Annotated in this window: 22 protein-coding genes; 9 read left to right on the top strand and 13 right to left on the bottom strand. The window is 65.2% G+C overall.

Translation table 11 applies throughout. From position 1 onward, the window contains the following. Window positions 1-8 precede the first annotated feature (8 nt). Both AB6809_RS00260 and AB6809_RS00255 read left to right on the top strand, forming a co-directional pair. Complete coding sequence (locus AB6809_RS00260; protein ID WP_029970281.1) at window positions 9-2867, top strand: serine/threonine-protein kinase; 2859 nt, start codon at window positions 9-11, stop codon at window positions 2865-2867. Next, window positions 2864-3295 (top strand): hypothetical protein, encoded by a 432-nt coding sequence (locus tag AB6809_RS00255; RefSeq protein ID WP_307259747.1) that lies wholly within the window; start codon window positions 2864-2866, stop codon window positions 3293-3295. Before AB6809_RS00260 ends, AB6809_RS00255 begins: the two co-directional genes overlap by 4 nt. Before the next feature lie 94 nt (window positions 3296-3389). Here the strand turns inward: AB6809_RS00255 and tssA are convergent, their stop codons facing one another. Beyond that, on the bottom strand, window positions 3390-4478 hold the full coding sequence (gene tssA / locus AB6809_RS00250; protein WP_371025922.1) for a type VI secretion system protein TssA: 1089 nt from the start codon (window positions 4476-4478) through the stop codon (window positions 3390-3392). 258 nt (window positions 4479-4736) lie between these two features. Here tssA and AB6809_RS00245 point away from each other — a divergent pair, with 258 nt between their 5' ends. The 4 genes from AB6809_RS00245 to AB6809_RS00230 all read left to right on the top strand — a co-directional run bounded on the left by AB6809_RS00245 (window position 4737) and on the right by AB6809_RS00230 (window position 8503). Continuing rightward, window positions 4737-5285 (top strand): RNA polymerase sigma factor, encoded by a 549-nt coding sequence (locus AB6809_RS00245; protein WP_006049756.1) that lies wholly within the window; start codon window positions 4737-4739, stop codon window positions 5283-5285. Then, window positions 5282-6277 carry an anti-sigma factor gene (locus AB6809_RS00240; protein WP_029970284.1) on the top strand — a complete coding sequence of 332 codons (996 nt, stop codon included), beginning with the start codon at window positions 5282-5284 and terminating at the stop codon, window positions 6275-6277. The genes AB6809_RS00245 and AB6809_RS00240 overlap by 4 nt, the downstream gene beginning before the upstream one ends. 108 nt (window positions 6278-6385) lie before the next feature. Next, window positions 6386-7465 (top strand): catalase family peroxidase, encoded by a 1080-nt coding sequence (locus tag AB6809_RS00235; RefSeq protein WP_029970285.1) that lies wholly within the window; start codon window positions 6386-6388, stop codon window positions 7463-7465. Between the two features lie 135 nt (window positions 7466-7600). After that, window positions 7601-8503, top strand: a complete 903-nt coding sequence (locus AB6809_RS00230; protein ID WP_029970286.1) for an anti-sigma factor — start codon at window positions 7601-7603, stop codon at window positions 8501-8503. Here the strand turns inward: AB6809_RS00230 and AB6809_RS00225 are convergent. The 12 genes from AB6809_RS00225 to AB6809_RS00170 all read right to left on the bottom strand — a co-directional run bounded on the left by AB6809_RS00225 (window position 8481) and on the right by AB6809_RS00170 (window position 20815). Beyond that, complete coding sequence (locus AB6809_RS00225; RefSeq protein ID WP_029970287.1) at window positions 8481-9401, bottom strand: LysR family transcriptional regulator; 921 nt, start codon at window positions 9399-9401, stop codon at window positions 8481-8483. The genes AB6809_RS00230 and AB6809_RS00225 overlap by 23 nt on opposite strands. A 135-nt stretch (window positions 9402-9536) precedes the next feature. Continuing rightward, the gene (locus AB6809_RS00220; protein WP_371025920.1) at window positions 9537-11102 is read right to left on the bottom strand and encodes a UbiD family decarboxylase; all 1566 of its coding nucleotides are present in this window, start codon (window positions 11100-11102) and stop codon (window positions 9537-9539) included. Between the two features lie 35 nt (window positions 11103-11137). Further along, window positions 11138-11863: an enoyl-CoA hydratase/isomerase family protein gene (locus AB6809_RS00215; RefSeq protein WP_029970289.1), complete on the bottom strand. Its 726-nt coding sequence runs from the start codon at window positions 11861-11863 to the stop codon at window positions 11138-11140. Continuing rightward, entirely contained in the window at window positions 11853-14204 is a 2352-nt protein-coding gene (locus AB6809_RS00210; RefSeq protein WP_029970290.1) for a xanthine dehydrogenase family protein molybdopterin-binding subunit, read from the bottom strand. Before AB6809_RS00210 ends, AB6809_RS00215 begins: the two co-directional genes overlap by 11 nt. Next, window positions 14201-14710: a (2Fe-2S)-binding protein gene (locus AB6809_RS00205; RefSeq protein ID WP_029970291.1), complete on the bottom strand. Its 510-nt coding sequence runs from the start codon at window positions 14708-14710 to the stop codon at window positions 14201-14203. Before AB6809_RS00205 ends, AB6809_RS00210 begins: the two co-directional genes overlap by 4 nt. A 28-nt stretch (window positions 14711-14738) precedes the next feature. After that, window positions 14739-15197 (bottom strand): carbon monoxide dehydrogenase subunit G, encoded by a 459-nt coding sequence (locus tag AB6809_RS00200; protein WP_006049747.1) that lies wholly within the window; start codon window positions 15195-15197, stop codon window positions 14739-14741. Between the two features lie 38 nt (window positions 15198-15235). Next, a complete protein-coding gene (locus AB6809_RS00195; RefSeq protein ID WP_029970292.1) occupies window positions 15236-16039 on the bottom strand; it encodes a xanthine dehydrogenase family protein subunit M in 804 nt (267 codons plus the stop codon). A gap of 61 nt (window positions 16040-16100) precedes the next feature. Continuing rightward, a complete protein-coding gene (locus AB6809_RS00190; protein WP_371025919.1) occupies window positions 16101-16865 on the bottom strand; it encodes an alpha/beta fold hydrolase in 765 nt (254 codons plus the stop codon). 3 nt (window positions 16866-16868) lie between these two features. Beyond that, on the bottom strand, window positions 16869-18224 hold the full coding sequence (fahA, locus tag AB6809_RS00185; protein ID WP_029970294.1) for a fumarylacetoacetase: 1356 nt from the start codon (window positions 18222-18224) through the stop codon (window positions 16869-16871). After that, window positions 18221-18763, bottom strand: coding sequence for a VOC family protein (locus AB6809_RS00180; protein WP_029970295.1), 543 nt, complete (start codon window positions 18761-18763; stop codon window positions 18221-18223). The genes fahA and AB6809_RS00180 overlap by 4 nt, the downstream gene beginning before the upstream one ends. Window positions 18764-18821: 58 nt before the next feature. Beyond that, a complete protein-coding gene (locus AB6809_RS00175) occupies window positions 18822-20009 on the bottom strand; it encodes an FAD-dependent monooxygenase (RefSeq protein WP_029970296.1) in 1188 nt (395 codons plus the stop codon). 227 nt (window positions 20010-20236) lie between these two features. Beyond that, complete coding sequence (locus tag AB6809_RS00170; RefSeq protein WP_006049741.1) at window positions 20237-20815, bottom strand: UbiX family flavin prenyltransferase; 579 nt, start codon at window positions 20813-20815, stop codon at window positions 20237-20239. Between the two features lie 309 nt (window positions 20816-21124). On the opposite strand from AB6809_RS00170, the gene AB6809_RS00165 reads away from it, so the two are divergent. From AB6809_RS00165 to AB6809_RS00155, 3 genes are all read left to right on the top strand, one after another. Next, the gene (locus AB6809_RS00165) at window positions 21125-22216 is read left to right on the top strand and encodes a porin (protein ID WP_029970297.1); all 1092 of its coding nucleotides are present in this window, start codon (window positions 21125-21127) and stop codon (window positions 22214-22216) included. Window positions 22217-22414: 198 nt separating this feature from the next. Next, window positions 22415-23800 (top strand): MFS transporter, encoded by a 1386-nt coding sequence (locus tag AB6809_RS00160; protein ID WP_006049739.1) that lies wholly within the window; start codon window positions 22415-22417, stop codon window positions 23798-23800. 156 nt (window positions 23801-23956) lie between these two features. Then, a complete protein-coding gene (locus tag AB6809_RS00155) occupies window positions 23957-25327 on the top strand; it encodes an MFS transporter (protein ID WP_029970298.1) in 1371 nt (456 codons plus the stop codon). Window positions 25328-25424 lie beyond the last annotated feature (97 nt).

Here is a 25424-nt window from a genome sequence, read left to right as displayed (position 1 = left end):
GACCTTCGATGAACGACATCTACTCACGCCTCGGCGCCGGCGGCGCGCGCGCACGGCAACTGTTCCTTCTGATCGAGGCCCGCGCACGGCGGTTGTTCGCGCGGCGCGCCGCGCCGGTTTCGTCTTCTTCCGTGTACCGCCGCGAGCAAGTGGCGCTCGATGCGAGGCCCGCTGACGCCGACGACGGCCTCACTGTCGTGCAACCCGCAGTGGGGGTTTCATCGCGCGCATCGTGGGACGACGCGACCGTCGTCAAACCCGCGAGCCGTTCCGTCAGCCACGCGGGATCGGAAGAAGTCCGAAGCAACGATGCGAACAACAGCGATGTGAACGGCAGCAGCGCCAGCGATAGCAAGTCCAGCGACAGCAGCCTGAACCGCGATAGCTGGCAGCGTGTAGCTCAGGCGCGAAGCGGCGATCATGCATCGGTGGGCAAGCTGCTCAAAGGGCGCTTTCTGCTCGAGCGCGAACTGGGGCGCGGCGGCATGGGCGTCGTCTATCTGGCGCGCGACGAGCGCAAGGTCGAGGCCCGCGACCGCGATCCCTACGTGGCCGTGAAGGTGCTCAACGACGAGTTCCGTCGCCACCCGGATTCGCTGATTGCCTTGCAACGCGAAGCGCGCCGCGCGCAACGGCTTGCTCACGACAACATCGTGCACGTCTACGACTTCGACAAGGACGGCACGATCGTTTTCATGACGATGGAGTACATCGACGGCACGGATCTGCGCACGCTGATTCGCGAGCGTCCTTCGGGAATGCCGTTTCGCGAGGCGTGGCCGCTGATCGACGCGATGGCGCGCGCGTTGCAGCGCGCGCATGCGAGCGGCATCGTGCACTCGGACTTCAAGCCGGGCAACGTCATGGTGACGCGCGACGGCCTGCCGAAGGTGTTCGACTTCGGCATCGCGCGGGCGGGGCTCGCTGCGGCGGGCGCGGCCGGTGAGCAGACCGTGTTCGATGCCGGCACGCTCGGCGCGATGACACCGGCCTATGCGAGCCTCGACATGATCGAGGGCGCGGCGCCGTCGGTGCGCGACGACGTGTACGCGCTCGGCTGTGTGGTTTTCGAGTTGCTAACCGGCCGCCATCCGTTCGACCGGCACAGCGCGGATATCGCATTGCGCGAGAGTGCGGTGACGCCGCCCGTGCCGGGTCTCGGGCGGCGTCAATACCGGGCGCTGTGCCAGGCGGTGGCTTTTCGCGGCGGCGAGCGGTTGCAGACGGTGGGCGCGCTCGTCGAAGCGCTGCGGCCGAGGAAAATGCGCGAGCGCCTGTTGCCATATTGCGCGGGCGCTCTCGCCGTGGCGGTGCTCGCCGCAGGCGCTTCCGCATGGCATAGCCAGCATCGCCATCGGCAACTGGAGGCGACCATCGCGCGCTTTGCCGATAGCGATCCACGGCACTACGCGAACGAAGACCAGGCCGTCGCGGCGCTCGCCTTGCTTGGCGTGGACGAGCGCGAACGCCTCGTGCTGAACCAGAACGATCTGATCCAGCGCTTTCTCGCAAGCCGGCTCGACGCGTACTGGAGCCCGCCGCTCGGGCGAATCGATTATGCGGCCGCCCAGCACGTGTTTGAGATCCGCGACCAGTTGAAGCTGTTTTCGCCGGAATTCGACGTGCGGCGCAAGCAGATCGACGATGAGCGCGCCGACATGCTCGCGAAGCTCGCGAGCAGCCTCGACGAAGCGCTCGATCGCGACGCGTTGTTCGACGACCAGCCGGGCAGCGCGGCGGACATCCTTCAGCGGATTCGCATGCTCGACCCGGGCAGCGCGTTGCTGAAGAGTCCGCAGATCGAATCGCGCTACGACGCCGCGATCGGGCAATCGCTCGACTCGGCCAGGTTCGAAGAAGCGCGGGCGCGGATCGCGCTGGCGCTGCAACTGTTTCCGGACTCCTCGCGCTTGCAGCGGCGGCGCGGACAACTGGCGGCCGCAGCGGCATCGGCGACACAAAATCATGGGACGCCTGCCGCCGCGATGAGCGTGCCCGATGCGCGCCGCTCGCTCGTGGAACTGGCGGCTAATCCGTCAGCCAGCGCCGCGTGGCTCGACGGCGTGAGCCGGGCGATGAGCGCGCTGCAAAACGACGCTTCGCCGGAAACCGGCACCGCAATAGACGCGCTCGCCGACGGCATCGTCGCCGCGGCGTCTCGCGTGACCGATCCGCTGCTGGCGCATCGGACGCTGGACGTCATCGAGGTCGGCTTGCGTTATGCGCCGCATTCGCCGGGTCTTTCCGCTCAGCGTGACCGGATGCTGCAGTTGTTGCAGCAGCAACGCATCGACCAGTTGACGGCGAGCGGCGACGCGGCTGCACAAATGGACGCGCTGCGGCTCGCCGCTGCCGCCAACGACGGAGCCCGTGCGCTCGCGGCACTTAACCGGATGCGCGCGTTGGAACCCGGCAACGCGTTCCTCACGAGCGGCGCGCCGCAGCTCGTTGCCAACGCGTATCTCGGCAATGCTCGTGCGCTTGGCCGCGCGGGCCATCTGCAAGACGCCGCTCGCGTCGCCTCGCAGGGTGCCGACGCGCTTTCGGGCGATCAGAAACTCGGCGACGCGGCGCAACGCTATCTGCTCGCGGCGGCAATCCTGGCCGCGCGCGATCAGCCGATGGCCGACCCGGATCTGCAGGCGCTGCAGGCACGCTTCGATACCGCGCAGGCAGCCGACCCGGAAGCCATGAAGCAGATGGAGCGCGACATCGGCGCGAGCATCGCGTTGCCGCCAGGCGGCTTGAGCGCGCTGCTGGAGCAGATCAAGGCGCGGGTCGAAAGCGGCGACGCGGCGAGCGCGGCGGCGTCGGTTTCAATGACGCTGCCCGCGCGCAGCGACCGGCACAGCCAGGCGAACGCATGACGGGCAGCGAAATGCGGCGCGCAGGACAGGGCAAACGGGCGGCGCGGCGCGACCTGCAGGCGGAGCTTGCGGTGACGACACAGGAGGAGCCGGGCGTGCGCGAGCAGCAGGTCAACGACGCGTTGCGGGTGCTCGATGAAATGCATCGGCTCGGCCGCATCGAACGCGATGCATATCGGCAACGGCGGCGACGCTTGCTTGATTCGCTCGTCGGCGAAGTGCCCTCCGATGGGGGCGATACGGTGCGTCGAAGCGTCCCTGCGGGTGCCGCACGGCGCCAGCCCGTGCCGATTCGGCGGCGCGATGCCGGCAGCGCGCAGATGCCTGTGAAGCGAGGCCGCTCGTCCGCGCTATGGATGCTGCTGATGCTGCTGCTGGTCGCGGTGGCCGGCGCGCTTGCCGCCGGGTGGTTGATGCTGACTCGTTGATGCTGGCGTCATGATCGCCGTTGAGGGCCGCGATGCGGTCTGCTGAACGCGCCTCCGCGGCCGCACCTCGCCGGCCACGCCTCGCCGGCCGCGCTTATTCGCTCTCGGAACCCGACAATGTCTGAAGCTCCGACAGCCCGCCTGGCGCGATGTCCCTGAGCACCTCGGCGAAACTCTTGCCGACGAGGCGCCGCGCGCGTTTGAGCAGAATCGGTAGCGGGCTCGAAGGTTCGACGCGCTCGTAGTAGTCGCAAATCTCGTCGAGCCGCCGGATCACATCGGCCTGGCCGGAGATTCTCGCGTTGGCCGGCTCATGCGTAGCGCCCTCGTGCGGCGACACAGGCGAAGACGAAGACGAAGACAAGTCCAGAAGCGAGCCCGACAGCGAGGCCGGCGACGCGCCGACGCCCGCGTCCGGTCGTCCAGGAAACCGGCGCTGCACTTGCGCATCGACGAATTTTTTCAGCTCCGCGATATCGCCGCACAACAGCGCCAGGTCGGGGCTCGCCGTGCCGAGTTTTTCCCGCGCCAACGCAACGATGGCTTGCGCATGTTCCTGTGCTTCTGCGAGCGTTGCGGCCGATTGCGGCAACTGATCCTCCGGGCAGTCCATGCAACATGCTTCGAGATCGACGAGCGTCGGAGCCGGCGCGCCGTCCTGCGACGGCGACGCGTTGATCGCGCCCGTCGCGACGCGCAGATCGCGCAGCGAAAAGCGGCCGAGACGCGGCGACTGCACAAACGGAGCAAGCCTGAACATGCCGAGCGCGCTTTGCGGATCGCCAAGCGGCATCAGCGCATTGGCGCGGGCGGTGGGGTCGTTGTTATCGTCTGCGTCCAGTTGCGGATGCACATGGTCCCAGTAGCGTTCGAGCAGCCCGCGCACGAGGCCGAGGCCCGCTGCCCATCCGGACAGACCTTCTCTACGGGTTCGAGCAGAACACAGGTGGACCGCGACGCGCAGATCTTTCGTGCACGCGAGCAGCGCGCCGGCGGCGCTTGCGACTTTGTCCCAGTCGGGTTCCTGAGCCGCTTTCAGACTGTCGCCCATGGCGCGCTCGGGCGTCGGTGTCGCCAGCAGTTCGAGTTCGGTGAAGGCGGGATCGTATTCCAGGTTGAGCCCGGCCGGCGCCGCATCGTCGATAGGGGAAAGCAGGGCATTCGTCGTGTAGGAGTCGGTCATGTCGGACTGGAAGAGGAGAGCATGTGCAAGCGCGAGCGAAAACGGCGGACGCGCTCGCGTGATTTCGTTCGGTGTTTCCGGTCCATGACAGAACAACTGACGGCGAGCGGTTATTCCACCTGATGCGGCAAACAGGCGTGGCTGCCCGGAAGCAAACGTTTGACGCACGCTGTACAATCCGCGAACTCCTTCACCCGCAGGAACGGTCAGTCAGCAGCCGGCGCGCCGGACGGTAACCCTGCTTCGAGCCAGTCAATCATGTCAACAGCAGATGTCGAGAATCTGCCCAGTCTTCTACCGGGCATGCTGCCGCGGCTCTGGGCATTCTCTCTGCGCCTGTGCGGGAACCAGCACGACGCCGAGGATCTGCTCCAGCGCGCGTGCGTGCGGGGGCTCGAACGTGCTCATCAATTGCAGCCGGGCACCTCGCCTCTGAGCTGGATGTTCTCCATCGTCCATTCCACCTGGCTCAACGAACTACGTGCGCGCAACGTGCGCAGCCGCTCGAGCATGGAGTGGGACGACAACTTTCTCGAAACCGTGCCCGACCCAGGGGCGCGCAATCCTGCCGACAGCGTGAGCGAGATCATCGCGGCGGTGGAGCGTCTTCCCGACGCGCAGCGCACCGTGATGCTGCTCGTGGCGGTCGAAGGGTTCAGCTATGCCGAGGCGGCCGAGGTGCTCGGCGTGCCGATCGGCACCATCATGAGCCGGCTCTCCCGCGCGCGCCAGACAATCGGCGCGCAATTCAGCGACCACGATACGTCTTCGGCACGATCGTCGAAAAACCAGCGAGCGGCGCAATGAAGATCGATGATGCCAGCCTGTTGGCTTATGTCGACGGTGAGTTGTCGGGCCCCGAGCGCGAACAGGTGGAAAAGGCGATCCGCGAATCGGAAGACCTCGCGTCCCGCGTGTCGATGCTGCGCGCCTCGCAACTGCCTTATCGGCATGCGTTCGAACAGCAGGCGTTGCCGCCCATGCCGGAATCGCTGGGCCGTAGCGTCGACGCGTTGATCCGTCAGCATGTGGAGCGCGAGAGCGCCGAGCGGAGCGCGAGCGCTGACGCGGCAGAAGTGGCCCAAGCGGCAGAAGCGGCAGAAGCGGATAACTCGCGCGGCACCGAAGAACAGCATGGCGACAATGTGCGGCCGCTAAGGCCTCGGACGAAGTCGCGGCAATGGCTGTCGCTGCCGCAGTGGCCCACGTGGCCGAAGCTCGCGGTGGCGTTCGTCGCGGGCGCGTTCTGCTGCGGCCTCGCGCTGCGGCTCGTGCCGCAACTGGCCGGTGGCGGCGGCGCGCTCACCACGGCCTCTGACGACTCGGGCATGACGCCGTGGATCAAGGCGGCGGCCGGTTATCAGAAGCTGTACACACGGGACACGGTCGCTCTGCTGCAACCCGACATGAGCACCACGGCGACGACCGTTGCAGACATCCAGCAGGTGGATGAGCTGCCCGTACGGATTCCCGATTTGCGCAGCCAGGGGCTGACTTTCAAGCGCGTCCAGCGGCTGCGCTTTCATGGCAAGCCACTGGTGCAGATCGTCTATTTGCCCGAGAAGGGCGACCCGGTCGCGCTGTGCGTGCTGAAAGAACCGAAGGCGGATGCAGCGCCGTCGAACGCGAAGGTCGAAGGCATGAAGGTGGTCGCGTGGCGGCGCGGCGAGGTGGGCTATGCGCTGATCGGCACGCCAGGTGCAGTCGATCTGGATGCGCTCGGCAGGCAGCTTTACGATGGCCGGGTATCCGCGACCGTCGGCGACAACCGCACCGGCACCGATGTCCAGCAGAGTTGAGCGCAACCTTAGCGGTTCGATGTGCGTGACGAGTCGCGCCGCATCCGCTGGTCACGAGCCGCTCGCGTACGCTGCGTTGAAGCGCACGCGCCGCCGGCCGCATAACGCATGAGGTTCGGCCACTTGGGCGATCAGCCGGCGCGTCCGCGATCATCGCGTCGCACATTGCGCACGTTCGCCGTATGCGCGATACCCGCGGCGCTCGCCGCTGTGTTCCTTTCTTGCGTGGGCTGGCTTTCTCCACGGCTGAACGCACGGCGCATCGTCAATGCGTTCGAGGCGACGACCACGCCGCACCCCGGTTTCAGGCGCAATCATGCGAAAGGAATTTGCGTGACCGGCCACTTCGACAGCAACGGAGACGGCGCGCTGCTCTCACGTGCCAGCGTGTTTGCGAAGGGGCGTTATGCGGTTGTCGGACGCTTGTCGATACCCGGCGGCGATCCCGGCGAGGACGACGCCGCGGCCACGGTGCGCAGCCTCGCGCTGCGCATGGCGCTGCCGCGCGGCGAGGAGTGGCGTCTTGCGATGAACTCCACGCCTGTCTTCCCGGTGCGCACACCTCAGGCGTTGCTCGATCAGTTGCAAGCGGATGCGCGCGATCCGCGCACGGGCCGCCGCGATCCGGCGAAGATGCAGGCGTTCCTCGACAGTCATCCCGAGGCACGCGCGTTCAGGCGTTTTATCGAGCAGCATCCGCCGTCGTCGGGCTACGACAACGCCACGTACTACGGCATCAGCGCGTTCCAGACTATCGACGCGCACGGTATCCGTCGCTTCGTTCGGTGGGAAGTGGTGCCGGACAAGCCTTATCGTGCCGTCGATGCCGGCGATCTGCGCGATCCGGATTTTCTGTTCTACGATCTGTCGAAAAGTCTGCGCAAGGGGCCGTTGCGCTGGCATCTGTTTATGAACGTCGCCATGCCCGGCGACACGACCGACGACTCCACCCGGCAATGGGTGAGTTCGCCGCGCCGGCCGAGAATCGACGCCGGCACGCTCGTGATAGATCGCGCGCAAACGCAGATCGACGGTGCGTGCCGCGATCTTGCTTTCGATCCAACGGTTTTGCCGGACGGCATTGCGCCTTCCGCCGATCCGCTGCTTGCCGCACGATCCGCCGCCTATGCCGTGTCCCTGCAGCGCCGCACGAGTGAAGAAGCGGCGGCGCGGGCCCGCGCACATTGACGCGCGCACTGCCTCGGGTGGGAACGCACCGCCAGTACGGTTATCATGGAAGCCTTCGGCAGCACGGGCGTTCGTGCCCGCCGTGACGCCACTCACTCATTCACACAGCCCTTTCTCTCCTTAGCCTATCGTCCAATGAAGCCCGACGACAGCCAACTGATCGCGTATGCCGACGGCGAACTCAGTGCTCGCGAAGCGGCATCGGTCGAGAGCGCGCTCGCGCAATCCGCCGATCTGAGAGAGAGCGTGGCGTTGCTGCGAGCGTCGCGGCTTCCTTATCGCGAAGCGTTCGCGGCGCAGAAATTGCCGCCGCTGCCTGACGAACTCCGGTGGCGGATCGAGTCGATGGCGCAGGCCGCGGGGCCGCAGGCATCGAGCCATCGCGCGCCGCAAGCACAGCGTTCGCAGCGCCGCGTGTGGCTTGCCGCCGCTTTCATTGCGGGCGCTTTTTGCGCGGGCCTCGTGCAGCATCTTGGCGGATGGCCCGGCGCGTCCGGCAATCGCGGAGTCTCCACGGCGGCCGTTCAGACGCGCTCGTGGATCAGCGTCGCGGTCGACTATCAGCGCATGTACACGCGCGAGACGGTCGCCAGTGTCGTTCCCGATGGCGCCGCTGCCGCCCGCACTGTCGATGCGATTCGCAAAGTCGACGGCATCCGCTTGCGCATGCCCGATCTGCAGGCGGCGGGGCTATCGTTCAAGGCGGTGGAGCGGTTGCGCTATAACGGCAAGCCGCTCGTCCAGATGGTGTATCTCCCCGAGCGTGGCATGCCGGTGGCGCTGTGCGTGATGAAGGATTCGCGCCCTGACGAGTCCATCGCCCAGCGCCAGATGGACGGGATGAACGTCGTTTCGTGGCGGCAGAACGAACTGTCCTATGCGCTGATCGGCAAGCCCGATTCCGCCGACTCCGCCGATTTGCCGGCCATCGCCCGGCAGATATCGAACGGCAATCTCGACGATATGTTCTCCGGGCTCGACGCATCGTCGCAGCACGGGCGTGGCACGCGGCCATTCATCCAGGCACGAACGGGCTGAGTTGAGCCGCCGCTGCGAACATCCGCGTGAATTGATCCAGCGCGGGCAGCGTGTCGCGTCCGCTGCGCGTGATCCGGTAGAACGAAAATTCCACCTCTGGCCGGATCACGTCGATGCGCACCCGATAGTGCCGGCAGATGTGTTCGCAGAACGACGGCATGATCGCAACGCCCAGTCCTTCGTGAGCCATCGCGACCGCGGTCTGCAAATGGCCGACAACCGTACGCCGGCCCGCCGTCACTTCTTCTTTCGACAACGACGCTTCGATCAGCCGCTGCAACGGGTTCTCCTTCGGCAGGGTAATGAGCGGCAACCCTTCGAGGGCGCGCCATTGCACTCCGTCGCGCGGCACCTTGCCGATGCCATGCGCTCCTTCCACGGGCGACGAGACCACGACGAGCCGCGTCGGAAAGATAGGCACGCGGTCTATCCCGGACAACTGCGAGAAGAAGATGCCGTACGCCGCATCGAGATCGCCGTCCTCGACCATCTTCAGAAGCTCGCCGGGAGGACGGTCGACGAGTTCGATCTGCGCTTGCGGACTCGTCTCGGCGAAACGCGCAAGCACTTGCGGCATCAGACTCGCGGCGATCATCGGCGTGCAGCCGAGCAGCAGCGACGCCTGCTTCTGCCGGCCGAGTTCGTTGAGTTCGACAACGGATTTTTCAAGCGTGTCGACGATCTTCATCGCCGTTGGATAGAACAGGTGACCCGCCTCCGTGAGCGCAACCGTGCGCGTGGTGCGTTCGAACAGCCGGCAATCGAGCTGGGTCTCGAGCTCGCGGATGATCGCGCTCAGCGCCGCCTGACTCAGATGCAAGCTCTGCGCGGTCTTCGTGAAGCTCGACGCGTTCGCCACGCCGAGAAAGACCTTCAGTTGTTTCAGGGACAGATTCATGCGGCGGTCCTGTGGGAAGGGCACGAGAGGGCTGCCGGGATTCTATCGCCGCGCTCGGGTATCCGCGACCGGGACAACACCCGATCGCCCCTTACATGTCCATGACGATGCGACGGCACCGTTGCGCCGCGCCCGTCATGCAAACGCGTATCGCCCCTCCTCGTCGCGGACGATGGCGCGGGTTGCCGCCGTGTCTTCGAGCCAGCGCACGATCTCGCGGCCATCGCGCGTTCCTGTCGCGGACATGAGTTCGGTGAAACGCTTCGGACCGTGCTCGAGTGCGGCTTGCAGCGAATCGAAACGCGCGCCCGTCAGAACCGGCGGCGTGGGAACGCGATGTTCGAGATCGCGCTGTTCGCCGGGGCGCAAGAGCGGCAGCGTCAGGTCGAAGCCGAGCTTGGCGGTGACCGTTGCGCCGGCGAGCGACGGGTCCAGCGGCATCGCGCGCATGCCGCCATGCATCACCATATCGCGGTCCGCCTGGAAGCGCGTGGCGAGCGCCCAGTCCATCTGCTCGTCCGAGAAGATATCGATGTCGGGGTCGACCACGAAAACATGCTTGACGTTGGCAAGCGACGCGAACACGGCGGCGATCGCGTTGCGCGCTTCGCCAGGCACACGCTGTTGCATCGCGACCCGCACGTTGAACATGCCGCCCGTCGCGGGACTCGCGTACACCGCCCCGATCTCGCGCACGGCCGTTTCCAGCGCGCGCCATACGGTGACTTCGGTGCGCAGCGCGGCCAGTTGCGCGGTATCGGTGCGCGCCATCGTGCGGCCGCCGATCGTGCAGGTCTGGAACACAGCGTCTTTGCGATGCGTGATCGCAGTCAGATGAAACACCGGGTTGGTCTTGATGCCGCCGTAATAGCCGAGGAATTCGCCATACGGTCCTTCGGGCTCCGCGTGGCCGCGCTCGTCGAGATAGCCTTCGAGAATGAACTCCGCGTCGGCCGGCACCAGCAGATCGCTGCTCACGCATTTGACGACGCCCATCGGCGCGCCGCGCAACGCGGCAACGAGCTCGAGTTCGTCGGCGGGAATGCGCATCGTTGCACCAACGTGATCGATGGGGTGCGTGCCGACGGCGAAAGCGATCGGCAGCCGCTCGCCGCGCTTCGAATGTGCGAGCGAGATCGCGCGCAGATCGGACGGCGCCACGAGATCGATTCCGGCGGTGCGGCGCCCGCGCAGCATCAGCCGGCGAATGCCGACGTTGGTCCAGCCCGTGTCGGGGTCGACCGCGAAGTCGATCGACGCCGAGATATACGGCGCGCCGTCCAGATCGTGTTGCAGATGAACGGGCAGCGCCGTGAAATCGCAAGCGTCGCCGGTCAGGACCACTTGCTGAACGGGCGCCTGTGCGCGGCTCACTTCGACGAGCTTGCCCTTCGTGCGCAAACGGTCGCGCACGACTTCGAGCAACTGGCCGGGTGTCGTGTCGAACGCTTTGGCAAGGCGCGAGCGGCTCGCCGCCACGCTGCCCGCGAGCGGCACGCTGCCGCCCGCCGGTTGCGCGAACCAGACGGCGCGCGGATTGCCTTCCATGATCGCGGCGATATCGGCCAGATCGACGGGCTCGCTGCGTCTATCGAGTTCCGTTTCGTCGAGCGAGTCGAGAAAGCGGCGCAGCCGGAAACGCTCCAGGTCGGGCAGTTCCGCGCCTTGCGCGGTGGAAGCGATGGTGGTCTTCGGTCTCAATGTCGTGTCCTTGTGCGAGGGGCGGCGCGCGGCCCTCAGAAGCGGGCTGACAGCGCTGTGGCTGCAAGATGGGCGGCAAAGCCGCTCGAAGCCGCGGCGGGCATCTCCGGAGCGAGATGCAGGAACTGCTTGACGGCGCGCAGCGTGACGGCGCTGCAGCCGAGCAGCGTTTCGGTGAGCGCCCCGGCTTCGGCGTCGAGCGAGGCGGATGCAACGACGCGGCTCACGAGCCCCGCCGCCAGCGCTTCGTGCGCGGAGAGCCGCGCGCGGCTCAGCACCATGTGTGCAACTGTCTTGACTGGAACGCGTCCGATCAGCGCCGACATGACGAGCGTCGGCGGAATGTCGCGCTCCATCTCGGGGATCTGGAACACGGCGTCGTCGGCGGCAAGCGCGACATCGCAAACGCCCGCGAGCGCGCAGCCCACGCCGATCGCCTCGCCGCGCACGACGCACAGCACCGGCACACGCACCGCCTTCAGCGCATCGTAGAGCGCGAGCGGCGGCGCGGCGACGACGCGGCGCAGCGTTTCCGCCGACGGCTTCGCGCCTGCCGGCGGCATCGGCGACTGGCGTCCTTTGCAGAAGTCCTTGCCGCTCGTGACAATGCGCACGAGCTTGGTGTCGTCGTCGATCGTGGTCAGGGCGGCGATGATCGCATCGCTCATCGCCTGGTCGATCAGGTTGCCGTTCTCAGGACGGTCGAGCACCACTTCGAGCAACGCGCCCTCACGGCGGATAGTCACGGATTCAGTCGACATGAGCGCCTCCTTGCGCGCGGTGTATGTATTCCCAGATCACCCTGGGCGTGGCCGGCATCGCGAGTTCGTCGCTGCCGTAGTCGCGCAGCGCGTCGGCCAGCGCGTTGAAGATGGTGGCCGTAGCCGGCGTGATGCCGCTTTCTCCACCGCCTTTCACGCGCAACGGATTGCCCTGCGTCGGATCTTCCGTCAGCTCCACGTTGAGCGGCGGAATCACGCCGGCGCGCGGCACGCCGTAGTCCATGTAGGAGCCGGTCAGCACCTGGCCGGTTTGGCGATCCATGTAGAAGCCTTCCGAGAGCGCCTGGCCGATTCCCTGCGCGAGGCCGCCATGCACCTGGCCTTCGACGATCAGCGGATTGATCGGCTGCCCCACGTCGTCCACCGACGTGTAGTTCACCAGCTCGACCGCGCCGGTGTCGGGGTCCACTTCGAGTTCGCAGACGGCCGCGCCGGTCGGATGGGCGGGCACGCGCGTGCTGACTTCCGCGTGGGCGTGCAGCTTTTTCGCCGATGGGTCGCCTGGCAGGCCGTCTTTCGCCACATGCTGCGCGATCCCGGCAAGGCTCACTCGACGGCCGCTCGCGGGCGCGGTGAATTGCGCGCCGGCGAATTCGACGCTCGCTGCGTCCACATCGAGCAAGACCGCGGCGACGCGCTTGCCGGCGGCAATGATCTGTTGCGCGGTATCCACGAGCAGCATGCCGCCGAGCCGCATCGTGCGATCCGAGTGACTGCCGCCGCCGACGCTCACGAACGCGGTATCGCCCGTGCGCAGCTTGACGGCTTCCATCGGCACACCGAGATGATGCGCGACCACCTGCGCGAACGTGGTTTCGTGTCCCTGGCCGGTCGACTGCGTGCCCGACACGATATCGATGCCGCCGTCGGCGCGCACCGTCAATTCGATGCGCTCACGCGGCGCGCCCACCGGCGATTCGATGTAATTCGCAAGGCCGATGCCGCGCAGCCGTCCCTGCACGCGCGACTGCTCGCGGCGCTCCGCGAAGCTGTCCCATTGCGCGAGCGTCAGCGCGCGCGCCATGTTGCGCGCGAAATCGCCGCTGTCGTATGTGAGACCCATCGGGCTGCGATACGGAAGCCTGTCTCGCGGCACCAGATTGCGCCGGCGAATTTCCGCGCGATCGATACTCAAGCCGGCGGCCGCAAGATCGAGCATACGTTCGATCACATGCGTCGCTTCGGGGCGGCCCGCGCCGCGATACGGCGCCGTGGGCACGGTGTTGGTCAGCACCGCGCTCACATGCACGGCGGCCACCGGTACGTCGTAGACGGTCGTCATGATGCGCGTGCCGTTCGACATCGGCACATACGAGACCGTGTGGGCGCCGACGTTGCCGATCCACTCGTTGTCGATGGCAAGCATGCGGCCGTCTTTCGAGAAACCGATTGTCGAGCGGATGATCGCGTCGCGCCCCTGGTAGTCCGACAGAAACGCTTCGCTGCGATCGCTAGTCCATTTGACCGGGCGTCCGATGCGGCGCGCGGCCCATACGACGGCAAGCTGTTCGACATAGATAAACGAGCGCGGCCCGAAGCCGCCACCCGTATCCGGGCAAATCACGCGCACGTTCGCCGGCGGCACTTTCAGCGCCGCGGCGAGGCAAAGCTGCTGGCGCACCGCGCCCTGACTGCCGGAGATCAGCGTGTAGACGTCGGTTGCCGCGTCGTACGCGCCGATCGCGCTGCGCGGCTCCATCTGGCAATTGACGAGCCGGCTGTGATGAAACTCGCGGCGCACGACATGATCCGCTTTGGCGATGATCGCGCGCGCGGCGTCACGATCGCCGATCTGGGTCTGGAAGCACAGATTGCCCGGCGCGCCATCCCAGAGTTGCGGCGCACCGTCCTGCATCGCGTCGTTGCCGTTGATCACGGCGTCGAGCACGTCGTAGTCCACGTCGATCAGTTCGGTCGCGTTGCGCGCCTGCAGCGGCGTCTGCGCGATCACCATCGCGATCGCTTCGCCCACATGGCGCACCCGGTCGACCGGCAGCGGGAGGTGGGGCTGATTGAAGATCGAGCCGGTCAGCGAGGTGAGGAAAGCTTTCTTCGTCGCGTCGATGGCATCGACGGGATTCGGCACATGGTCGACGCCCTGGAAGCCGTCGTCGAGATAATCCTGACCCACCAGTACCGCGATCACGCCGGGCGCTTCGCGGGCGGCGGCGATGTCGATCGAACGCAGCACGGCGTGCGCATGGGGCGAGCGCAGAAACGCCGCATGCAACTGTGCGTCGACGTGAATGTCGTCTGTGTACTGGCCGTTGCCGGTGACGAAGCGCTGGTCTTCGACGCGAGGTATCGGTTTGCCGATCATGACGTGTGAGCCTCCGTCCTGGCGAACGGCGCATCCGGATACATTTCGCGAGCCGCGTGGCGAACGGCCTCGATGATGTTCACATAGCCCGTGCAGCGGCAGATGTTGCCCTCCAGCGCATGAGCGATGCTCGCCTGGTCGAGCGCCGGCTCTTGGCGCAGATAGAAGGCGCTTGCCATGATCATGCCCGGCGTGCAGAAGCCGCATTGCAGACCGTGGCACTGAACGAAAGCAGCCTGCACCGGGTGCAGCTTGCCGCCGCACGTTGCGTTGAGACCTTCGACCGTGACGACCTGGCCGCCGCTCGCCTGCGCGGCCAGCACGGTGCACGACTTGACGGCCTGACCGTCGAGAAGCACGGTGCACGCGCCGCACTGGCTCGTATCGCAACCCACGTGCGTGCCCGTGAGGCGCAATTGCTCGCGCAGGAATTCGACCAGCAGCGTGTTGTCGGGCACGTCGCGCGCGACGTCCGCGCCGTTCACCTGCAATTGGACATCAACCATGATTCACCTGTGTTTCCGGTTCTTGCGTTCATTGCGCGGCCTGGCTCGCTGCGCTCAGCGTCGCGTTGAAGCGTTTGAAGAATTCGGCGGCGAGCTTGTTCGCCACGGACGTAACAAGCCGCGAGCCGATCTGCGCGAGCTTGCCGCCGACCTGCGCGTCGGCCACGTAGGTGAGCAGCGTGCCGTCTTCGGCATCGGCGAGCGTCACGGTCGCGGTCATCTTGCCGAAGCCCGCGATACCGCCTTCGCCCTGGCCTACGATCCGGTAGCCGCTCGGCGCATCGCGATCCGACAGTTCGAGCGTGCCCTTGAAGCGCGCCTTGACGGGCCCGACCGACGCCACCACCACCGCCTTGTAGCGGTCTTCGCTTTCGGCCTCGAACGATTCGCAACCAGGTATGCATTCCTGCAGCACGGCTGCGTCGTTGAGTCCTTGCCAGACCTGTTCGCGCGATGCCGCGATGGTTTGCGATCCAGTAAATTCCATTCTTGTCTCCTCGATGAGCGTCCGCTGTGACGACGCGGTTACGACGCAAGCAGCGCCTGCAGTGCGCGGCGGGTATAGGTTTCGATCAGATGAGCGCGATACGGCGCGGACGCGTTGTCGTCGTCGGGGAGCGTATCGCGGTCGATGCAAAGCGACGCGAGCGCCGCGTGCGAAAGGTCCTGCTGCAAGGCGTTTTCCGCATCGAACCAGCGGAACACCGACGCGCCCGCGCCCGTCACGGCGACGCGGATCGTATCGTCGTACTGGGCGATGAAGACGCCGGCCACCGCGTAGCCGGACGCGGGATGCCGGTACTTGGCGTAGGCCGCGCGCAGCGGAATCGCAAATTCGATTGCGGTCACGAGTTCGTCCGGGCGCAGCGCTGTCTCGAAGGTATCCACGAAGAATTCGTCGGCGGGAATGCGCCGTTGCGACGACGTGACGACGTGCGCATTCAGACCGAGCACGGCGGCGGGGTAGTCGGCGGCAGGATCGTTGTTGGCGACCGAGCCGCCCAGCGTGCCGCGGTTGCGCACCTGCGGATCGGCGATCACGCCAGCCAGGCTGGAAAGCGCCGGAATCGCGCCGCGCACGACGCTCGACGCCGCAACCTCGGCGTGTTTGCTCAGCGCGCCAATGCGTAAAACGCTGCCGCACACTTCGATGCCACGCAGCGCGTCGATGCGCGTGAGATCGATCAGATGCGAGGGCGCGGCGAGGCGCTGCTTGAGGGTGGGAATCAGCGTCATGCCGCCCGACAGCGGCCGCGCTTCTTCATGCTCGCGCAGGCAGCCGACGGCTTCGTCAAGCGATGCGGCGCGCAGATAGGTGGTCTCGTACATGGTGTCTCCTGCATCGCGCGCATTGTGTTGGCGCGCGTGCCTGACTGCTTAGCGCGGTCCGTTAAGGCTCCGAGAGCCAGTTTTCGAGTGCGGTCGCCAGCGCCACCGGCGCTTCGTTCATTGCGTAATGCCCTGCATTGGTCAAGGTTTCGACGGCGGCGTTCGGATACCACGTCAGCCACGTGCGCGCCGTCAGCTCCGCCGTGATGGCCGGGTCGTGTTCGCCCACGAAGAGTTTCACCGGCGTGGGATTGCCTTCCACCTGTGCGGCAAAGTCGCCGGTGGCCCAATGCGGCAGATAGGCCGCGAAAGCCTCGCGGCGCGATTCGCGCTCCGATTGCTGCGCGAGGTGCGCGCTCCATCGTGCGGCGAGCCGGCTGCCCGTCGAAAAGTGAATGATGCCCGCGCGCTTCGTCACGTCGCCGATTGCAGCGGCAAACATCGCGAGACGCGTGTCGTCCATGCGCGAGCCGCACGCGGGAACGGCCGACACCCCCGCCATCTTCACGATGCGCCTGGGCGCCGCCAGCATCGCCCGCTGCATCGCCATGCCGCCCATCGAGTGGCCGATCAGGCTGAAGCGCTGCCAGCCGAGATGGTCCGCGAGCGCAAGTACGTCGCTTGCCACTTCGTCGAAGGTGAATTCGCCGTCTTTGTCGCGCGAAAGCCCGTAGCCGCGATAGTCGAAGAACGCGTAGCTGAAGCGCTCGGGATCGAGTGCGGGCGTGAGCGCGTTCCAGTCGGCCGAACTGCCGAACCAGCCGTTCAGCGCGATGACTTTATGCGGGCCGCCGCCGAACTGCGCGAAGCCGTTGAGCGTCGTCATGGTTCAGTGTTCTCCGTGCGGCAGCGCGTTTGGCGCGTGCGGATACGGCAACGCCGGCGCGATGCGCGCGCGGCACTCGCCGAAGCCGATCGACACTGCGCCGGGCGCGCTCGCACGCGCACTCAGCACGATCTCGTCGCCGTCTTCGAGCGCGATGCGCGATTCGCCGCTCGGCAGCGCAAGCGGCTTCTTGCCCGCGTCGGTCAGTTCGGTCAGACAGGCGCGCGATTCATCGCTCGCACCGGAGATCGTGCCGCTGCCGAGCAGGTCGCCCGTGCGCAGGTTGCAGCCGTTGCTCGTGTGATGCGCGACCATCTGCGCAAACGTCCAGTAGAGATTGTCCAGATGCGTGTGCGTGATTCGCACAGGCTCGATGTGGTCGCGCCGCATCGCAGCCGTGGACAGTTGTGCGAACAACTGCAGGTCCAGACCGCCGCTTTGCTGGTCCTGCACGCCGTGAAGATGCGGCAGGATCGCCGGATCGCCGGCGGCGCGTGCGGGCGCCGCCTTGCGAAACGGGGCGAGCGCTTCGTCGGTGACGATCCAGGGCGAGATGCTCGAATGAAAGCTCTTTCCAAGGAACGGCCCCAGTACCTGCTCGAACCATTGAATGCTTTTCGCCGACCAGTCGTTGAGCAGACAGTAACCGAAGATGTGCGCGCGGGCGTCGTCGATCGGAATGGCTTGCGTCAGCGGGTTGCCGCGGCCGATCACGGCAGCCAGTTCCAGTTCGAAGTCGAGCATCGGCGCGGGCCCGAAACACACGCGGCCTTCCGCGTCGCGATACTGGCCGTACGGGCGCCGCACTTCGCCGCCGCTCACGCGCAGCGACGAAGCCCGGCCGTGATACGCGATCGGCAGCGATTTGAACGCGGCCGGCAGCGGATCGGCGAGGCCCTTGTAGCGGCCGTGGCGCTCGGTGTGATGAAGCGACGTCAGAAAGTCGGTGTAGTCGCCGATCGTGCACGGCAGTGTCAGTTGCACATCGTTCATATGCGGCAGCACGGCGTCGATCGACGATTCGAGCCGCGAGCGTGCGGGCGCGTTCTGCGCGAGCAGCGCCGACAGTGCGCCGCGCAACGCGCTCACATGGCGGGCGTCGAGCGCCATTAGCGCGTTTAGCGTACCGTCGCGAACCGACGCGCAGGCGAGCGCCGCGTCGCCTTTCAGCAGCGCCGTGTCGTGCAGCGCGCGCAAATCGACGATGCGATCGCCGATTGCCACGCCGATGCGCAATTCGCCGCCTCGCACGAATGCGCCGAACGGCAGGTTCTGAATGGGGAAATCCGCGTTGCCGGCGTTCGCCGATTCGATCCAGCTGCGCCGCGCCGGATCGTGCGTGGAATTGAGCGCGCTCATGCGGGGCGTGTCTCCGATACTGCCTTGTTCTTTTCAGCGGTCCAGGCGTCGAGCACCGGCCGAGCCCGCATTCTATAACCCGCGAGTTCTTCGGCGGGCGCGACGGGCACCGTTAGTTCGACACGCAAGCCGTTCGGGTCGAAAAAATAGATCGAGCGGACGAAGTGATGATCGGTGACGCCGAGCACCTCGATGCCATTGTGGGTCAGCCGCGCTTTCATCGTTTCGAGCTGTTCGAGCGTTTCAAGGCGCAGCGCAATGTGATTGACCCACGCGGGCGTATTCGGCGAGGCAAGCGCGGCCGTTCCATCGCCGAGATCGAAGAAGGCGATGTTCGAGCCGTCCGCCATTTCGAAGAACAGATGCACGTAGGGACAATATTCGCCGGTGCTCGGCACGCGGTCCAGGCGGATGACGTGCACGAGCGGCAGACCGAGAATGTCTTCGTAGAAGTGACGCGTTTCCTCTGCGTCGCGGCAGCGCCACGCAAAATGATGCAGGCCGAGCACCGGCGCTGGAGGATCGAGATGGATGGACACAGTGTCTCCTGGTATTGCTGGATCGTACGGGGCAGCGTCGCGCGAAACCCGGCGCGGGTCAGACTTCGATCGCGTCGACGTTGTATTCGAACAGCCAGTTGTAGCGCTCCTTCACGCGCTCCTCGCTCCACTCGCGGTCCACATAGGCGGCTGCGCCTTCCGCATGGGCAAGCTGCGGATTGTGAAAGCGCGTCGCGTTGGCCGCCGATCCGCGCACGACTTTCGCGGTGCGTTCGAGCCGCAGCGCCTCATAGCGTTGCAGTGCCTGCGGCACGTCGTGCGTATAGCGTTCGAGACAGCGCGCGAGCAGATAGCCGTCTTCGATCGCCATGCCGGCGCCTTGCGCGAGAAACGGCAACGTCGGATGACAGGCATCGCCGAGCAGCGTCGCGTGGCCCTGGCTCCAGCGGGTCATCGGCTCGCGCACCATCAATGCCCATTTATACGGAATGTCGATCGCGGAAATCAGCGTGCGCACATCTTCGTGCCAGCCTTCGAAGTCGGCGAGACATTCGTCGAGCGTGCCGCGTTCGGACCATGATTCGACTTGCCAGCCCGACTTCTCGATCGCGCCGACGAAGTTGACGAGCCCGTTGCCGCGCAGCGGATAGTGAATGACGTGCGCGCCGGGGCCGACCCAGTTCGCGCCGTAAGGCGAACGCAAGTGCTCCGGCAGCTTGCTCGCGTCGATCACGCCGCGCCATGCCATCACGCCGGAAAACACGGGCTCGTCAGGGCCGAAGAGCGCGTGCCGCACACGCGAATGCACGCCGTCCGCACCGATCAGCAGATCGCCTTCGCAGGTTTCGCCATTGACGGCCTGCACCAGCACCTTGCCGTTCTGTTGCGAGAAGCTCTCCACCTTATGGTTCAGGCGAATGGCGTCGGGTTTCATGGAGCGCACCACGTCGGCGAGTTTCTGATGCAGGTCGGCGCGATGCAGTGTGAAGTAGGGATAGCCGTAGGTCTCGCGCGATTGCGCGCCGAGATCGAACAGGCGCCATGTCTGGCCGGTGTTCCATAGACGCACGCGCTTGCCGAGCGGTTCGCACGCAAGGCCCTCGAGCGCATCGCCCGCGCCGAGCCGAAACAGCACGCGGGTGGCGTTCGGGCTCAGTTGCACGCCGGCGCCGATCTCCTTGAGCGCCTGCGCCTGCTCGAACACCGTGACATCGAAACCTTTTTTCAATAATGCGGCTGCGGCCGTCAATCCGCCGATACCGGCGCCTGCAATAACTATCTTCATTCGACGATTCGACCTTTTTCGTAATGAGCGCTTTTATCGATCTTCGTTATGAATCGATCGATAATCTTTATAAGTAGCCAACGCGGTGAAATCGGGAATCACTTTAATTCAGCGAATCGCGCGAAAGAAGCAAATTAATCCGAATGGATCATCACTGAAATTTGATAATCGGAACAGGCGCTGTGACAAGGGCGCGGTGGCCCTGAACGGCAGAGACGGCGGCGCGCCTACATGCCCCAGCGCTGCACCGTGGCGGCGTCCAGCCCGAACAGGTCGAGCACGCGGCCGAGCGTGTGATCGACCATGTCGGTCAGCGATTCAGGGTTCGCGTAGAACGCGGGCACGGGCGGATAGACGATGGCGCCGGACTCCGTTACCGCCGTCATGCTGCGCAGATGGCCGAGGTGCAGCGGTGTCTCGCGCACCATCAGCACGAGGCGGCGGCGCTCCTTCAACGTGACGTCCGCGGCGCGCGAAAGCAGGCCGCTCGTCATGCCCGTGGCGATTTCCGACAGCGTCTTGATCGAGCAGGGCGCGACGATCATGCCCATCACCGGGAACGATCCGCTCGAGATCGACGCGCCGATATCGGTGTTGGAATGGCAGACGCTCGCCATCGCGCGGATGTCGGCGACGCTGAAGTCCGATTCGTGAGCGAGCGTCACCTGCGCCGAGCGGCTCATCACCAGGTGCGTTTCGATTTCGAGCTTGCGCAGCAGTTGCAGGAGCCGCACGCCGTATATGACGCCCGACGCGCCGCTGATTCCAACCACCATGCGCCGCGGCAGCATGCCTCTTATATCCATACGAGTCTCCAGACGCAGGTTCTTAATGCCGACGCGGCGGATGGTAGCACCGGGTTCTGGCTAATAGAAGCGTGGGTGCCAATTAATCGTGCTTACCTGGTATTTTCACCGACCATTAAAAGCTTTATTCGTTTTGTTCGATGAGTTGATAAATAATTCACGATTCAAAAGCCTAAATCCATTCGCTACACTCCCGGCAACATCTGGAAGACGGCAGCGAACCGCGCAGCAGACCGGCGCCTGTCACCCACATGGGGATCGGTCAGCAGACATGCGGCCGGCGACAAAAAAAGACATTGGAGACATGGGTTGAAAACGACGAGTCTGTTCTCAGGTGCGTGCGCGTTGGTGCTGGGGTGCCCCGCGTTCGCACAGTCATCGGTGACGCTCTACGGGAGCGTCGACGTGGGTGTCGATTTCGTGACGAACTCGCGCGGCGGGCATCTGTATCAGGAGTCGGCCGGCAAGCGCACGCCGGACCGTTTCGGCTTTCTCATCAAGGAAGACATTGGCGGCGGCAACACGGTTTTCGCGCGGCTGGAGTCGGGTTTTCTCACCAACACGGGCACGCAGATCAATCCGGCCAGCTTCTTCAACCGGGACGCGTACGTGGGCATCACGAACAGCCGCTTCGGCTCGCTGAGTCTCGGCCATATCCCCGACTATGTGTACGAGTACGTGGGCGCGTTGAACAATTCGGTGCCGGGTATCTCGTCGTATTACACCGTGGGCAACCTGGACGGCCTCGCGAACACGCGCGCGCTCGACAACTCGGTGAAGTACGAATCGATCGACTACCGCGGTTTCCAGGCCGGTGCGATGAACGCCTTCGGCAACCAGACGAACTTCAGCGAAGGGCGTCAGTACAGCGTGGGTGCGCGCTACCAGAACGGCAGAGTCAAACTGGGCGCGGCGTATTCGATGTCGCACAACCGCACGGCCGACCTGTTCGGTATCTTCGGCGTGACCTCGGTACTCGGTCAGCGGCTCAAGCAGGGCACCCTGTTCAACGCCGACCGTTACAGCACGATAGCGGTGGGCGGCTCGGTGGTCGTGGGCGACTTCATTCCGCACGCGACCTTTACGGACGTGAAGCTCGAAGATCCGCAGGGCTCGGTGACGGAGCGCAACTATCAGGTGGGCGTCAACATCGACCTGAGCGGCGGCAAGCGCTTCTATGTGATGGGGATTTCGTACAACCGCTCCATGTTCGAGGGGCTGACGTACAACCAGTACAACCTGTTCATCACGCACTATCTGTCCAAGAGCACGCAGATCTATGCAGGCGTCGGCCTGCAACGGGCCTCGGGCACGAATGCGAAGGCGGAGCAGTTCGGCTATCAGCCGTCGAGTTCGAGTGCGCAGACGGTTGGACGTATCGGTATCAACCAGATGTTTTGACGTGACGCGGATGCCGTGTGCCGGGTAACGCGGCGGGCTTTGTTCACTAATTTCGATTTCATCATCGGGATTTTTTGATTCTGTCGCCCGCTGCCGGGCCGTATATTGAGGCTCCCGGCGCAGGCGCCAACGGGAAACAGAACGAAGCGGCGTGCGCGGCAACTGCGCCCACCGCCTGATCGGCATATTGGGACGCACATGCAAGCAGAGCGCACATTCAACATATCGACACTCATCGAAGAGCAGAAGACAGGACGTTTCGCGGTCGGCTTGCTGTTCTGGTGCTTCCTCATCATGCTGATGGACGGTTATGATCAGACGGCCGTGTCGTTCGCGGCGCCCGCCATCATCAAGGAGTGGCACGTCGCACGCGGCGGCTTTGGACCGGTCTTCGGCGCGGGTCTGTTCGGCACGTTGATCGGCTCGTTCATCTTCGGCTACTTCGGCGACCGCTTCGGCCGCAAGCGTGCGATCGTGTCGGGCAGTCTGTTTTTCGGTTTGCTGACGCTTCTGTCGGTGTGGGCAACTTCGCTGCACGAACTCATGCTGCTGCGTTTTATCGCCGGTCTCGGCATGGGCGGCGTAGTGCCGAATTCGGTTGCGCTCGTCGCCGAATACGCGCCCAAACGGTTGCGCGCCACATGGGTGACGCTGATGTTCTCGGGCTTTTCCATCGGCGCGGGGTCCGGCGGGCTGGTTTCGTCGGCGCTCATTCATCGCTATGGCTGGCCGGTGATGTTCGTCGTGGGCGGTATCGGCTCGCTCGCGGTCGCGTGCCTGCTGATCGTGACGCTGCCGGAATCCGCGAAGCTGCTGGTAGTGCGTCGGCGCAGTGTCGAAACGGTGCGCAAGCTCGTTGCGCGTCTGCGCCCCGAACTGGCGCTTCCCGCCGACGCGCAGTTCGTGCCCGGCGAAGTGCAGGAAAAGAAGCGCTTTGTGCTCAAGCTGATTTTCTCCGACGGCCTGCGCGCAATCACGCCGTTGCTGTGGATCGTATTCATCGTCAATTCAATGGCGCTGTACTTCTTGCAGAACTGGCTGCCCATTCTGATGGAAGGTGTCGGCATCAATCCGCAGAGCGCCGGTGTCATCACAACCATGTTCTCGGTGGGCGGCGTGCTCGGCGGACTGATCCTGTGCCGCTTTGTCGACCGTCACGGCGTGCTTGCGATCATCTCGTTGCCGGCGGTCGGCTGCCCCGTGGTCGCCTTCCTCGGGCATGGCATGTCCGAGGCGTGGCTCATGTTCGCCGTGTTCGCGACGGGTTTCTGCGTGGTCGGCGCCCAGTACGGGCTGTACGCGGTGGCGGGGATGATTTACCCGACCTCGTTCCGCTCGGCGGGCGTGGGCAGTGCAATCTCCGTCGGCAAGATCGGCTCGGTATCGGGGCCTGTGATCGGCGGAATTCTGCTGTCCATGCATCTGCCGATCTCGCAGATGTTTTACGCGGCGTCCGGACTCTTTCTCGTCGCCGCCATCTTCTCGACCGTGCTCGCGGTGTTGTACAAGGCGCGATTCGGCGAACAGCATAAACAGGACGACGCCCGCATCAAGGAGATGCGTTCCGCGCTGGGCGACTCCTGATCCGGACCAGACAGAAGCGTTCATACAATCAGCCGGCCGGCGCCGCAAACAGGCGAACGGCCGCAGCCACGGAGACCCGATGAGCCCGTACTTCGAACGTGCTTGTGGATGCGCGTCGGCGCGCGCCATGCGCCGCGCCGATGGGAGATACACGCGATGACTGTGCTTCCCGAAAGCGCTAGCGCTGTTGCCCCGGCCGTTGACATCACCGCGCTCATCGAGCGGCAGAAGTTGCGCGGCTTTTCGCTGGGCCTGATTGCATGGTGCTTCGTGATCGTGCTCATCGATGGCTACGATCAGGTCGCCGCTGCCTATGCCGCTCCCACGCTCGTCCGCGCATGGCACGTGAAGGCCACCGAGTTCGGTCATGTGTTCGGTTACGGCCTCGTCGGCGTGCTCGTCGGTTCGTTGCTGCTGGGCTTTCTCGGCGATCGCATCGGACGGCGTCTCACGATCATTTACGGCGTGTTGTGGTTCGGCATCCTGACACTTGCGTGCAGCCGGGCGGCATCGCTCGATCAATTGACCGTGCTGCGTTTTGTTGCGGGAATCGGCATGGGCGGCGTGGTGCCCAATACGGTCGCGCTGGTGTCGGAATATGCGCCGAAGGCACGCCGCGCGACATGGATCACGCTAATGTTCTCGGGCTTTTCGATCGGAGCCGGCGGCGGTGGCGCGATCGCTTCGTGGATGCTGCCGCGCTTCGGCTGGCCGGTTCTCTTCGAGGTGGGCGGCGTCGCGGCCATTGCGGTCGCCCTCGTGTCTTTCGCCGTGCTGCCCGAGTCCGTCCGTTTCCTGATCCTCAGGGGACGGGCGCCGCGCGAAGTCGCCCGCATCGCTCGCCGTCTCGGTTCGGACAGGGTTCTCGACGACGCGGAAAACCAGGCTGCGCGCTACATCGTTCAGGACGAAACGCGTATCCGCGCAACACCGCTCGCGTTGTTCGGCAACGGTCTTGTCCGTGTGACGCCTTTGCTGTGGGCGCTCTTTGTCCTGAATTCGCTCGCACTGCATTTTCTGCAGAACTGGCTGCCGATTCTGTTCAGCATGAGCGCGCTGCCGGCGGCGCAGGCAGCGAAAGCCGCGATGATGTTTCCGGTCGGCGGGACGGTCGGTGCGCTCGCGCTGTGCCGATGCGTGGACCGTTACGGCATAGCGGTGATTCTGTTGCTCGCTTTGGTCGGCCTTCCGGTTTGCATCTCGCTCGGCATGCCGATGCCCGCTCTTTGGCTCTACGGCGCGTCGTTCATGAGCGGGGTATGCGTGATCGGCAGTCAGTTTGCGCTCTATGCGGTGGCCGGCATGCTGTATCCGACGATGTTGCGCTCGGCCGGAGTCGGCTCGGCTATCGGCATCGGCAAGCTCGGCTCGGTAATCGGCTCGGTGCTCGGAGGCGTCCTGCTGGCGATGCATTGGCCGGTTGCCGATCTTTTCATGAACGTGTCGGGCGTTTTCATCTTCATTGCGCTGTTCTCCGTCTGGCTGGGCTGGAACCGGCGCCGCGCAGCAAGCCAGTCGATCGCGTAACTCAACGCCGCTTGCCGCAACCAGGCGCGGCATATACGGGCAAGGCCGTGCGCGAGTCGACGCGTCATAGCGTCCACGGCATTTATCCGATTTCAAG

It is taken from the genome of Paraburkholderia sp. RCC_158, from assembly GCF_041355255.1.
Taxonomy (GTDB): Bacteria; Pseudomonadota; Gammaproteobacteria; order Burkholderiales; family Burkholderiaceae; genus Paraburkholderia; species Paraburkholderia graminis.
This window is presented reverse-complemented; position numbering and strand designations above follow the sequence as displayed.